This window comes from Aeromonas sp. 602396 (assembly GCF_049173735.1).
Taxonomy (GTDB): Bacteria; Pseudomonadota; Gammaproteobacteria; order Enterobacterales; family Aeromonadaceae; genus Aeromonas; species Aeromonas veronii_A.
Map to the genome: position 1 here is coordinate 160686 of NZ_JAAKSD010000001.1, position 13050 is coordinate 173735.

Genomic DNA, 13050 nt, shown 5'->3' on the forward strand with positions numbered 1-13050 from the left:
GAAAGGATGCGCGATGAAGAGAGGTTGGTTGTGGTGGGGAAGTGGCGCCGTGGTAGCGGTGGCTGCGGCAGCATGGTGGTGGCGACCGCAGCCGACGCCGATCAGGCTGGCTGAGGTCGGGCGGGGGGATGTGCTGGTCACTGTGGTCAACACCCGGGCTGGCACCATCAAGTCGTGTCAGCGGGCCGGACTCAGTCTGCCCGGAGGCGGCGTGGTGGAGCAGATCGCCGTCAAGGCTGGGGAGCGGGTGGCGCAGGGAGATCTGCTGCTGACCCTCTGGAGTGACGACATTCACGCCGATCTTGCCCGTGCCCGTGCCCAGCAGGCCCTTGGCAAGACCCAGCGCGAGGAGCGTTGCAGCGAGGCGGCCTACTACGAGCGGGAGGCCAACCGGCTGACCACCTTGCTGGCCAAAAACCTCACCTCCCGCACCCTCGCCGAGCAGGCCCAGAATCTGGCCGATACCCGCCGCTATGTCTGTCAGGCATCCCGTCAGCAGGAGCGGGTTGACGAGGCGCAGGTCGCCCAGGTGGATGCCCGCTTGAGCGAGCGTCGCCTGCTGGCGCCGTTTGCCGGAGTGGTGGCGGAGGTCAACAGCAAGCTGGGCGAATACATGACCCCCTCACCGCCCGGAGTGGCCATGCCCCCGGTTATCGATCTTATCGACGATCGCTGTCTCTATGTTTCAGCCCCCATCGATGAGGTGGATGCTGCCCGCCTCAAGGTGGGCCAGTCTGCCCGGGTACTGCTCGATGCCATGCCCGGGCGCGATTTTGCCGCCACAGTCACCCGCATCGCCCCCTATGTGAAGGAGCTGGAGAAGCAGGCCCGCACCGTGGAGGTGGAGGCAGCGCTCACTGCCCTGCCCACCGATGTGCCCCTGCTTATTGGCTACAGTGCCGACCTTGAGGTCGAGGTGACCCGCGCCACCGATGTGCTGCGGGTAGCGGCCAGCAGCCGGGCCGACGATGGCAGTGTGCTGCGGCTGGAAGGGGATAAGCTGGTGCGGGTGGTGCCCCGCTGGGGCGTGGAGAACTGGAACTGGATTGAGGTGGCCGAGGGGCTCGCTACCGGCGATCGGCTGGCTGCCCAGCCCGGACAGATTGTCGGGGAGGGCCCTTTCAGCGCCGCCACGGAGCAGACGGATGAGTGATCTCATTCGCCTTGATGCCGTCAGCCGTCGTTTCACTCTGGGGGGGAGCGAAGTGGCTGCCCTCGACCGCGTTTCCCTGCGGGTTGCCGAGGGGGAGTATCTGGCGGTGATGGGCCCCTCGGGATCCGGCAAATCGACCCTGCTCAATGTGCTGGGGCTGCTGGATCGGCCCGATGAGGGGCGTTACTGGCTGGGAGGGGAGGATACCGCCACCCTGTCAGAGCCGGCGCTGGCCCAGCTGCGCGGTCATCGCATCGGCTTTGTGTTCCAGTCGTTTCACCTCATCTCCCGCCTCACCGCCCGTGAAAACGTCGAGCTGCCGCTGATGCTGTGCGGGATCGCCCCCGCCGAGCGCCATCGCCGAAGCCAGCAGTTGCTGGGGGAGCTGGGGCTGGAGAACCGGGCCGGACACCGCCCTGCCGAGCTTTCCGGCGGTCAGCGTCAGCGGGTAGCCATCGCCCGGGCCATGGCAATGGCGCCGCGGCTGATCCTGGCCGACGAGCCCACCGGCAATCTCGACTCCCGCTCCGGGGAGGAGGTGATTACCCTGCTGGAGGAGCTCAACCGGGAGCAGGGGATCACGCTGGTGGTGGTAACCCACGACCCGCGCCTCGGTGATCGGGCGGGCAGGCGGATCCTGATGAACGATGGCCGCATCAACATTGATAGCGGCGGTGGCTGAATGCGGCGCCCCGATGTGATCCGCTTTGCCGCCGTGGCCCTGCTGCGCCAGCGCTCACGGGCGCTGGTCTTGATCCTGGCGGTGAGTCTGAGCGTCACCTCGGTGCTGCTGCTCACCGCGCTGGGGGAGGGGGCGAGGCGCTATGTGGCCGACCAGTTCAGTTCCCTTGGCAAGGATCTGCTGGTGATGTTCCCGGGCCGCAAGGAGACCACCGGCGGGCTGCCGCCGGTCACCGGCAACAGTCTGCGGCAGATCACCCTCGATGACATGCACTACCTTGGCCAGCACCAGCCAAACGTGCGGCTGGTGCCGCTGGTGATGGGCTTTGCCGAGGCCAAACAGGGGGCGCGGTTGCGTCAGACCATGCTGCTTGGCAGCAGCAACGGGCTGCGCGATACCCATGGGCTGGAACTGCTCTCCGGCCGCTGGCTGCCGGGGGATGCCGCAGAGGATCGACCGGCCGTCCTGCTCGGGGCCAAGGTGGCCCGTGAGCTGTTCGGTCAGGCCGATCCGGTCGGCCAGTGGCTGCGTTTTGACAATCGCCGCTTTCGGGTGGTGGGGGTCTTCACCAGCCAGAGCAGCAATCTGGGGATGGACATGGCGGAAGCCGCGCTGATCCCGGTCGGTAGCGCCATGCGGCTGTTTAACACCGAGGGGCTGTTTCGGCTGCTGATCCAGCCGCTGGCGGGGCAAGCCGTGCCGCCGCTGGTCAAGCGACTGGAGCAGCTGATGCAGGGGCGCCACGGGGTACTCGATGTGACCGTGGTGCGTCGCGACGCCATGTTGGCTACCTTCTCCACCATTCTCTCGACCCTCACCTTGGCCGTTGCCGGCATCGGCGCCATCAGCCTGCTGGTCTCCGGCATCATGATGATGAATCTGGCGCTGATCAGCACCCGCCAGCGCACCGGCGAGATCGGCCTGCTCAAGGCGCTGGGGGCCGACAGTCGCCAGATCCGCCAGCTGTTTTTGTGGGAGGCGCTGCTGCTGAGCGGCAGTGGCGCGCTGTTTGGCACTGTGTTGGGCTATGCCCTGGTTGCCCTCGCCGGGGTGATTTGGCCCGGATTTCCGGCGGCAGTCCCTCTGCTCGCGACCCTCTGCACCATACCGGCGGCCCTGCTGACCGGGCTGTTTTTTAGCTGGCTGCCCGCCTCCCGGGCGGCACGGCAAGATCCGGTCAGCAGCCTGCGCAGCGGGCAGTGGAGCGGTGGCTGATGCGCGCCGCCGATCTGCTGTTCTGGCTCTGGCGCGCCTTGCTGGCGGGGCGCAGCCGCAGTCTGCTGTCGGCGCTCGGCATCGCCATCGGGATCGCCTCGGTGACCCTGCTCACCGGCATCGGCGAGGGGCTCAGGCTCTATCTGCTCGACAGCTTCTCCCAATTTGGCACCCGGTTGATCGCCGTGACCCCGGGCAAGACCGAAACCGCAGGCGGCCCGCCCGGCATCCTCTCCAGCAGCCGTCCTCTGCTGCTGGAGGATGCCGATGCCCTCGCCAGATTGGCAGGGGTAGAGGCGGCGCTTCCTGTGGTGCAGGGGCAGGGGGAGGTGCGCAGCCGCGGGCTCACCCGCAGCACCGCCATTCTGGGCACAGGCTCGGCGGCGCTCTCCGGCTGGCGACTCACCCTGGTGCAGGGACGTTTTCTGCCTGCGGACGACAGTGCCATGCCCCGCGCCTATGCGGTGCTGGGGGCCAAGGTGGCGGCTGAGCTGTTTCCCGGCGGCGATGGGCCGGGGAGTCTGCTGCGGGCCGGTGATCGCCGTTTTCGGGTGGCCGGGGTGCTGGCGCCCAAGGGGCAATTTCTAGGCTTTGATCTGGACGACATGATCTATCTGCCCGCCGCTCACGCCCAGGCGCTGTTCAACAAGGAGGGGCTGCAGGAGATCGACGTCATCTATCGCGCCGGGCAGATGGAGGCCGATATCACCGCCCAGATCCGGCGGGTGCTGATCGCCCGCCACGGCGCCGAGGACTTCACCCTCACCTCCCAGCAGGACATGCTGACCAGCCTCGACAAGATCCTCTCCATCATCAAGCTGGCGGTTGGCGGGCTCGGCATTATCTCGCTGCTGATCGGGGCGGTCGGCATCTTCAGCATCATGAGCATCGCCCAGCAGGAGCGGATCCCTGAAGTGGGCTTGCTGATGGCGTTGGGTTGCCCACGGCGGCGCATTCTATTGTTGTTCCTGCTCGAAGCCGTGGTGTTGGCGCTGCTGGGCGGGGCCATGGGACTGGCCCTGCTCGGGGGGCTCAAGCTACTGCTCACCCTGCTGGCGGCCGGCTTGCCGCTCACCCTCCATCCTCTCTATCTGCTGCTGGCGCTCGGTTGCAGCGCTCTGGTGGGTCTGCTGGCCGGGGTCGCTCCTGCACTGCGGGCAGTGCGTCTCGACCCCGTGGTGGCCCTGCGTGGTGACTAGGCCGCCCCTTTCGCAAGAGGCTCGTTACGCTCGGGTCTGAACAGGGGGGGACTAGGCGACCACCTCCGCAACCGACAGGCTGCGCTCAGATCTGAACAGGGGGAAGTAGCGGCGATCCGCCTGACTCATGTGGCCGACTACCAGCTCCTGAATGATGAAGTTGAGCAGCTCGTCGTTGCCCAGTGTCCCCGCTTTGGCAGCGTGCAGTAGTTGGCTTGCTTTGTTGAGCAGGCGCTGGTGATCCTGACGGTGGCTGACGAGTTCCCGATAGTCTATCTCCGCCAGCATCTGCTCTTCAAAGGCGAAGTGGTGGCGGGCCATGTCGAACAGACTCTCCAGACTCTCCAGAAACGGGGCCGGATCCTCGCGCTGATCTTTCATCCGCTCCAGCAGCCGGTTGGTCAGTACGAAGAGCTGGCGATGCTCGGCATCGATGCGCGGGTGACCGCACTCGTGGCCGGGTTGCCACAGCAGGGCGCCCTGCTCGGGATCAAGGCCCTCGGTATAGAGGCAGACCCGGCCGCGGCCGCGATTCTTCGCCTGATACATGGCCTGATCGGCGTGGTGCATCAGGGTTTTGGCATCCTCCCCGTGCTCGGGATAGAGCGCCAGCCCGATACTGCTGGAGATAAGCAGCTCCTGCCCCTCCAGCTGGAACGGATGGCGCAGCTGCTGGTGCAGCTTGTCGGCCACCGCCAGCACTTCGTCGCCACTCTCCGGCAGCAAGATAACGAACTCGTCGCCCCCCAGCCGTGCCACCAGATCCTGTTTGCGCACGCAGTGGCTCATCCGCTCGGCCACCATATTGAGCAGAGTATCCCCGGTCTCATGGCCGAAGGTGTCGTTGATCGGCTTGAAGTGATCGAGATCGATAAACATCAATGCCAGCGGACGGGGCGTCTCCTGCTCCATCAGCTCCTTGAGCCGTTGCTGCAGCAAGCGGCGATTGGGCAGCCCGGTGAGGGGATCGTAGAAGGCGAGGCGGCGCATCATCTCCTCCCGCGCTGCCCGCTCGGTGATATCCCGGGTGACCCCGAGGATCGCCTCCGGCTGGGCATTGTGGTTGCCATGGAGGGTGGTGATGGTCTCGGTCGCCACCAGATGGCCATCCTTGTGGCGCAACTGGGTGCGAATGACCCGGCGAGTCTGGTCATGTTCTCCCCGCTGCCAGGCCTCCAGGGTGGCAGAGATCTCCTCGCGCAGCAGCTGCCTTGAAGCATCCGGCAGCAGCTGTTTGAGGGGCAGGGCAAACAACTCGGGGGCTTCGTAGCCGCTCAGAGGGGCGATGGCCGGGCTGACATAGCGAAAGCGCAAGCTGGCGGCATCCATGGTCCAGATCACATCGGCGCTGTTCTCCGCCACGAAGCGATAGTGCTGCTCGCTCTGGGCCAGTTCACGGGTCAGCCGCTGGCGATCCCGCGCCTCCTGGCGCAGGCGCAGATAGAGGTGCAAGAAGATGCCGAGCAGGGTCATCAGGGTAAAGGTGATTAGCATGGCCACCGCCACGCTCTTGTCGAGCAGCTGCCGTTGCTGGCGCAGCCGCTCCTGCGCCGGGTCGTAGATAAAGCGGTCGAGGTTGGGCAATACCGTGAGCATGCCCGCCTCCAGATAGGTTTTGGCGATCTGCAGCCAGCGCTCCTGCTGCATGTAGCCAGGTTCGATCAGATCCGGCTGCATCAGCTCTCTGGTTTCACGAGCCTCGAACTCCAGCTGTTCACGGCCAGCCCCGGTCGGGTACTGCTCCATGATGAGGTTGATCATCTCTTCGGGGTGGTCCATCGCATAGCGCCACCCCTTGAGGCTGGCCTGCTGGAAGGCGTAGACCCGATCCTGTCGGGTGATCAGCTCCCGCTCGGAGGTAAACAGGTTGTCGCCGTAGAAGTCAAAGTCGATGGTGCGCGGGCTGAAGACCCGATAGGGGATGCCTCTTTGCTGCAGATAGAAGGGCTCGGTAGTGCTGTAGGCGCTGATGGCATCCACCTTGCCCGCCAGCAGTGCCTCTATCCCCTGTTTGTAGGGAAGGGTGACCCAGTCGCGGCTGCGGGTCTGGTGAGAAAGGTAGGTCAGCAGCTCGTTGGAGCCAGGCTCCAGCATCAGTCGCTTGTTGGCCAGATCGGCCGGGTTGCGAATATCTGGCCGATCCAGCGTGAGCAAAACCAGCGGCGAGTGCTGCAGCAGGGCGGCGAGCACCACCACCGGGCGACCGGCAGCCCGATCCAGCAGCAGGTCACTGCCGCTGATGCCAAACTGGGCCTTTCCCGAGATCACCTCGCTGACCACATCGGTGCGGGAGTCCGCTTCGCGCAGGGTGACATGCAGACCGGCCTCCCGATAAAACCCTTTGGCGATGGCCGCGTAGTAACCGGCAAACTGGAACTGGTGTTGCCACGGCAACTGGACGATGACCTGCTCGCCGGCTCGCACGGGGGGAGAGGTCAGGGTCGCGATGACCATACTGACCAGCATTGGCATAAACCAGCTGAGGGGCTGGCGGGGGGCTGCGTTCTCCGTCATACAACGTTTCTCTCGGGAGCGGTGTCTAGGCTAGATTCAAGCAATTTTGTGTAACCTGCAAGGGGAGAAAAGGCGTTTGCAATCGGGTATAGGGGGGTTGGAAAGTCATTTTTGTGTCGTTCATCACACGGGATGGATACATGCCGCTTTTTTGCAAGTTATGTGACCAATAAGAGAGTCATATGGCCTATCGAAGTGGTCGCATTCTAGCCACTTTTTCCCGTTTTTATTGCTGTCATTGTGGCTTGACTGCATTTTTTCCGTGGTTGCACGTCAAGCTGTGTCGTTATATCAATAGACACTTTTATGGGGCAGTCAGGTGTGACGCAAATGTATCGCGGCTGCTGCGCACCGGTTAATGTGCGATGGCTCAGTGATGATACCCCGTCAGTGTTATCATGCTGCCCCCAGTTCCGGATAAGGTCTTTTTATGTCCCGCTTGCGTCTGCTTGTCTCCGACTCTCACGATCCCCTGTTCAATCTGGCCGTTGAGGAGTGCATCTTCCGCCAGATGGACCCCGGTCAGCGGGTGCTGTTCCTCTGGCGCAACGCCAATACCGTGGTGATCGGTCGTGCCCAGAATCCGTGGAAGGAGTGCAACACCCGCCGCATGGAAGAAGACGGGGTCACCCTGGCGCGTCGCAGCAGCGGTGGCGGCGCCGTGTTCCACGACCTTGGCAACAGCTGCTTCACCTTCATGGCGGGCAAGCCGGAGTATGACAAGAGCGTCTCCACCGCCATCGTGCTGGACGGGCTCAAGCGATTGGGGATCGAGGCGTTTGCCTCCGGTCGCAACGATCTGCTGGTGGCCACCCCGGACGGGGAGCGCAAGGTATCGGGGTCGGCCTATCGGGAGACTCTGGATCGCGGGTTTCACCACGGCACCCTGCTGCTGGACGCCGATCTCGGCCGCCTTGCCAACTACCTCAACCCCGACCCCAAGAAGCTGGCGGCCAAGGGGATCAGCTCGGTGCGCAGCCGGGTGGCCAATCTGTGCGAACTGCTGCCGGGGATCGACCATCGACAGGTGAGCGAGGCGCTTGCCGAGGCCTTTTTCCACCATTACGGCGCGCGAGTTGAGCCCGAGCATATCTCCCCGGAGCAGATGCCCGATCTGCCCGGTTTTGCCGAGACCTTCGCTCGCCAGCGCAGCTGGGAGTGGAACTATGGCCATGCTCCGGCGTTCAGCCATCTGCTGGAGGAGCGGTTCAGCTGGGGTGGGGTTGAGTTGCACTTTGATGTGGAGAAAGGGGTCATCACTCGGGCGCAGCTCTTTAGCGATACTCTGGAGCCGGCCCCGTTTGATCTGCTGGCAGCCGAACTGGCGGGTTGCGGCTATCGACCGGAGGCGGTTGCCGCGCGCCTGCACTCCTGGCTGGCGGCCTTTCCGCAACAGCAGGGCGAGCTGGCGGAGTTTGCCGAGTGGCTGTTGGCCTCCCTGCGTTGAGGGCTGCGCTGATGGCGGTTCGATAGTGAGGGCTCTGTCAGCCAGGATGGGAGCAAGATCACGAAATATAAAGAGGCGCCTCAAAGGCGCCTTTTTGCCAGCCCTTGTGATGGCTGATACATGACAAAAAGTAGGGTAGGCCATTAGATATTGTCACTGTCGGCCCCGCTGGTACAGGGGTATAACGGCCGCACATGTGCTGTACTAATGGTATAAAAATGAGTGACTTAGTTTATCTGCAAGACGAAAGCGTCAATGCCGTCCACCCCGATTTCTCCGCCCGTTTCGCCACCGTCAAAGCCAACTTTTTCTCGCGCAATCCCGATCTCTGGCCCGTTTTTCGCGAACCCGGATTTGCCACCCTCAACGAATTTCGGGCCCGTGGCTTGGCCCCCGATGCCCGCCTGAACGCCTGGCCAGATGGCCGCGCCCGGCTGGCCGATCTCTGCGAGACCATGCCGGTGCCCGCCACCATGCGCACCCCGGGCGAGCCGATGGCCGAGCTGCTGTTTGCCGCTGCTCTATCGAAGGATTGGGAGAACCCCTCCAGCGTCGAGAACGTCATCACCATGTCGGCGGACCCCGCTATCTATGGCGCCCAGATGGGCATTCTGGCCAACCCCAATCTGGTCTACTCCGAATACGCAGGAGTGGCTGAGGAGCTGGAGAAAAAGGTAGTGCGCCAGATTGCCGTGCTGGCGGGTTACGACCCGGCTCGCGCCACCGGCATCTTCACCCAGGGGGGGACCTTCTGTAACCTCTATGGCTACTTGCTCGGCATTCGCAAAACCTTGCCGGAAGCCAAGCACAAGGGGCTCGGCCACTATCAGGATTACCGCATCATCAACTCCCAGGGCGGTCACTACTCCAACATCACCAACCTCTCCCTGCTTGGGGTCGACATCGAGAACAAGACCATCCGCATTCAGGTCGGCGAGAACAACGACATCGATCTCGACCACCTCGAGCGCACCCTGACCGCTTGTTTTGCCCTGAAACACGTGGTGCCCACCATCATGCTCACCATGGGCACTACCGACACTTTCGGGGTGGATCAGGTGAAACCCGTGTTCGAGCTGCGCAATCGCCTCTGCGAGCAGTTCGAGGTGGCGGTCAAGCCCCATATCCACGTCGATGCCGCCATCGGCTGGTCGATGATCTTCTTCCTGGGTTACGACTTTGCCGCCAACCCGCTCGCCATCAACAGCGCGACTCTGGCGGGGATCGAGCGCAACGTGGCGCGCTTTGCCGAGCTCAAATATGCCGACTCCTTTACCGTCGATTTCCAGAAGTGGGGCTATGTGCCCTACACCTCCAGTCTGGTGATGATTAAAGAGCAGGATGACCTCAAGGCGATGGAGAATGACCCTGAGAACTTCTCCTACTTCGAGCGGGACATTCAGGGCCAGACCCACCTGCAATCCACCATCGAGTGCTCCCGCGGCGCGAGTGGCCTGTTTGGCGCCTATGCGGCGCTCAACTACATGGGAGTGGAGGGGTATCGCATCGTGCTGGCCCACTGCCTGCAAAATGCCAACTACTTCCGCTATCGCCTGAGCCAGCTTGGCAACGTCAAGCTGGTGGCGCAGGAGAATCAGGGGCCGAGCGTCGGCTTCAAGATCTACAACCCCGAGTGGGTGAGCGATCCGGAGGCCGAGTTCGCTTTCGAACTGGCGCGCTCCAGCGATCCCGCCTACAAGGCGCGGCTGCAGCGCAATACCGACTATCACCGCAGCCTGTTCAAGGGGCGTGGCAAAGTCGGGCTCTACACCAACTGGGTGGAGGCGGTGGCCCACTCCGACTATGACGCCCGCGGCAAGTACTCCTACATCGCCGGGGAGAAGGCGGTATTTATGAACCCTGCCTGCACTCGCGAGCAGATCGACGCCTTTATCGACCATATTCGCGGTTGATGGATGTTGCCCTGACAGTCGAGCACGGCCTGTGATGGCAATAGGTGGTCAGGGTACCTCGCCAACAGATAAACAAAGGGCAAGCCAATGGGCTTGCTCTTTTGTTTTTGCAGCACTGTGCGTAAGTAGTGGGGAAGGCCTAGTTCAGAGGGCCAGCAGTTGCTCGTTCTCGACAATCTCGCACCCGGCGGGCAGTTTCGAGAGGGCGATCATGGCGCGAGCCACCTGACGGGCCTCGATGGCGCGCCAGCGGGCGAGTTTGCCCACCAGCAGCGGCCGAAACAGCGGGTAGATAGTCTGAAAGATCTGCTCGGAGAGGCGCGGTGGCTGGCGATCTCCGAGCAGCATGGCGGGACGCACGATGGCGAGCCGTGGCCAGGATTGGGCCAGCAGGGCCTGCTCCATCTCCCCCTTGGTTCGCGGATAGAGAGCCGGGGACGATGCGCTGGCCCCCATGCTCGAGACCACGATCAGCCGTTGACAACCGTGGCGGCGGGCCAGCTCGGCAAAGGCGACCACATAGTCGAGATCGACCCGGCGAAACGCCTCGGCAGAGCCCGCTTCCTTGCGGGTGGTACCGAGGGCACAGAAGGCGATATCCACCGGGCGGGAGAGGGTGACGCTGGCCAGATCATCAAAATTGACCGGCAGCCAGTGGTGCGCCTCCTTGCCCGGCTTGCGACAGAGCAGGGTCAGTTCATGTTCGGCAGGCAGTTGCTGCACCAGTTCGCGACCGATCAGGCCGCTGGCTCCGGCAATCAGGATCCGGCTCATGGGGATTCTCCCTGTGTCATTCGATGGTGTTGATGCCATGGTGGCTGCTCATCAGCATCAGGCAATTTGCGAGCAGCTGCAATGGGTGAGATGACACTGTATCCCCTGACAGGATCACGGGCAGGATGAATTACGCGGGGCTGGATAAAACAAAACCGGCGCGAGGCCGGTTTTGCGGGATATCAGAGCGGGGTATTGAAAGCTGCTGGCAGCGGGAAGTCACCCGTCACTGTGGTCAGCCTGTCATTGGCGAAGGTGACGGTGAGCTCTTTGCGCTCCTTGTCGCCGTGGCCCGGCTGGAATTCATAGAGGTAGTACCAGGTGTTGGGGTCAAAGCCGTCACGCAGCATGGGGGTCCCCAGTACATAGCTGACCTGCTCGCGGGTCATCCCCTGGCGCAGTTTGTCGACCTGTTTTTGTTCCACATAGTTGCCCTGGGGAATATCGATACGATAGACCAGGCTGCAACCGGAGAGGGTGAGGGCGGTCAAAGCCGCGGCAATCAGGTGTTTCATCCGCATATCGAGTTCAGATCATCCATACAGTCTTTTTTGGCTCGGCAAATCATACCGACTCCCTCCACGGAAGTAAAAAGCCATTGATCCATCAGCCAATAAAAAGGGCCGCACTGCGACCCTTTCTGGCAATCCGGTGGCCTTTACATCGCCGCGCGGAAGATGGCGACGATCTCGTCGTGGCTCGCCTGTTTCGGGTTGGTGAAGCCGCAGGCATCTTTCAGGGCGTTGCTGGCCAGGGTATCGAAGTCATCGGCCTTGACGCCGAGTTGCTCCAGACCGGCCGGGATCTTCACATCCAGCGCCAGCTGCTTGATGGCGGCAATGGCCGCGGCGGCGCCCTGTTCGTCGCTCATGGCGCTCACGTCTACCCCCATGTAGCGGGCCACATCCTTCAGACGAGCCGCGCTCACCTGGGCGTTGAACGCCTGAACATGGGGTAGCAGCACGGCGTTGCAGACACCATGGGGCAGGTCATAGAAACCGCCCAGCTGGTGGGCCATGGCGTGCACATAGCCGAGGCTTGCGTTGTTGAAGGCCATGCCGGCCAGGAACTGGGCGTAGGCCATCTGCTCGCGGGCATGCAGGTCATCGCCGTGGTGAACGGCGGTGCGCAGGTGCTTGGCAATCAGCTCGATGGCCATCACGGCGCTGGCATCGGTCACCGGGGTGGCGATGGTGGAGACATAGGCTTCGATGGCGTGGGTCAGGGCATCCATGCCGGTGGCGGCGGTGAGACCAGCCGGCTTGGCCAACATTAGCTCGGGATCGTTGACTGACATCAGCGGGGTAACGTGCTTGTCGATGATGGCCATTTTCACGTGGCGCGCTTCGTCGGTGATGATGCAGAAGCGGGTCATCTCGGAGGCGGTACCGGCAGTGGTGTTGATGGCGACAAGCGGCAGTTGCGGCTTGGCGGAGCGATCCACCCCTTCGTAATCCTTGATGTTGCCACCGTTGGCGGCGACCAGCGCGATGCCCTTGGCACAGTCGTGAGGCGAGCCGCCACCCAGCGAGATGACGCAATCACAGCCGTTGGCCTTGATCATGGCCAGACCCGCTTCGACGTTGCTGGTGGTGGGGTTGGGTTTGGTCTCATCGAAAACAGCGCTTTCAATGCCATGTTCAGCCAGCAGGGTGGTGAGCTTGGCAACCACACCGATCTGGTTGAGGATTTTGTCGGTGACGATCAGCGCCTTGCGATAGCCGTAACCCTTGATATCGGCGGCAGCCTCTTGCAGACAGCCGGCACCCATCAGGTTGATTGCGGGAATATAGAATTTGAATGTAGCCATGATGGACTTCCTATAGTTAGCCATTAAGTGGTAGTTGAGAGCTAGGCTACCATCTAGAAAGGGATACAAAAGCATCTTGTTTACAACTTTACGGGGTCGATCACGAGTCGTTAATTAAGCGCTGAACCAGGCTTGACTTTCCCGCATCTGACTCGATTTGCAGAAAAACGTTTGTCAATTATTTCATTGAGTTAGCAAACGTTTTGCGCAATGTTTGTCACTGTCAATGCGTGGAAGTGTGAGGCGCTTCAAGGAATTGGAAAGCGCTTTCGACCATAGTTGGCGCCTCCCCGAAGAGGGGGTAAAGGCTTGAAAGTATCATAAAGAATCATCTTAACTTGTG

General features: G+C 62.5%; 10 protein-coding genes. 6 read left to right on the forward strand and 4 right to left on the reverse strand.

Going from position 1 to position 13050, the window contains the following annotated elements:
* Window positions 1–13: 13 nt before the first annotated feature.
* From G5229_RS00720 to G5229_RS00735, 4 genes are read left to right on the forward strand one after another with little or no spacing between them, the layout of a single operon-like run.
* Entirely contained in the window at window positions 14–1153 is a 1140-nt protein-coding gene (locus tag G5229_RS00720; RefSeq protein ID WP_421208044.1) for an efflux RND transporter periplasmic adaptor subunit, read from the forward strand.
* On the forward strand, window positions 1146–1835 hold the full coding sequence (locus tag G5229_RS00725) for an ABC transporter ATP-binding protein (RefSeq protein WP_069554752.1): 690 nt from the start codon (window positions 1146–1148) through the stop codon (window positions 1833–1835). Before G5229_RS00720 ends, G5229_RS00725 begins: the two co-directional genes overlap by 8 nt.
* The gene (locus G5229_RS00730; protein ID WP_421208046.1) at window positions 1836–3050 is read left to right on the forward strand and encodes an ABC transporter permease; all 1215 of its coding nucleotides are present in this window, start codon (window positions 1836–1838) and stop codon (window positions 3048–3050) included.
* A complete protein-coding gene (locus G5229_RS00735; RefSeq protein WP_421208048.1) occupies window positions 3050–4249 on the forward strand; it encodes an ABC transporter permease in 1200 nt (399 codons plus the stop codon). The genes G5229_RS00730 and G5229_RS00735 overlap by 1 nt, the downstream gene beginning before the upstream one ends.
* Window positions 4250–4300: 51 nt before the next feature.
* Here G5229_RS00735 and G5229_RS00740 read toward each other — a convergent pair whose 3' ends face one another.
* Window positions 4301–6763, reverse strand: a complete 2463-nt coding sequence (locus tag G5229_RS00740; protein WP_421208050.1) for a diguanylate cyclase domain-containing protein — start codon at window positions 6761–6763, stop codon at window positions 4301–4303.
* A 430-nt stretch (window positions 6764–7193) separates the two neighbouring features.
* Between G5229_RS00740 and G5229_RS00745 the strand changes: the two genes are divergently transcribed.
* On the forward strand, window positions 7194–8210 hold the full coding sequence (locus G5229_RS00745) for a lipoate--protein ligase A (RefSeq protein WP_421208052.1): 1017 nt from the start codon (window positions 7194–7196) through the stop codon (window positions 8208–8210).
* Window positions 8211–8428: 218 nt separating this feature from the next.
* Window positions 8429–10123: a pyridoxal phosphate-dependent decarboxylase family protein gene (locus G5229_RS00750; RefSeq protein WP_421208054.1), complete on the forward strand. Its 1695-nt coding sequence runs from the start codon at window positions 8429–8431 to the stop codon at window positions 10121–10123.
* A 144-nt stretch (window positions 10124–10267) separates the two neighbouring features.
* On the opposite strand, the gene G5229_RS00755 is transcribed toward G5229_RS00750, so the two are convergent.
* The 3 genes from G5229_RS00755 to yiaY all read right to left on the reverse strand — a co-directional run bounded on the left by G5229_RS00755 (window position 10268) and on the right by yiaY (window position 12707).
* Window positions 10268–10897 (reverse strand): NAD(P)H-binding protein, encoded by a 630-nt coding sequence (locus G5229_RS00755; protein WP_088869760.1) that lies wholly within the window; start codon window positions 10895–10897, stop codon window positions 10268–10270.
* Between the two features lie 182 nt (window positions 10898–11079).
* The gene (bamE, locus tag G5229_RS00760) at window positions 11080–11418 is read right to left on the reverse strand and encodes an outer membrane protein assembly factor BamE (protein ID WP_005337980.1); all 339 of its coding nucleotides are present in this window, start codon (window positions 11416–11418) and stop codon (window positions 11080–11082) included.
* 137 nt (window positions 11419–11555) lie between these two features.
* Window positions 11556–12707: an L-threonine dehydrogenase gene (yiaY, locus tag G5229_RS00765; RefSeq protein ID WP_216954231.1), complete on the reverse strand. Its 1152-nt coding sequence runs from the start codon at window positions 12705–12707 to the stop codon at window positions 11556–11558.
* Window positions 12708–13050: the final 343 nt, after the last annotated feature.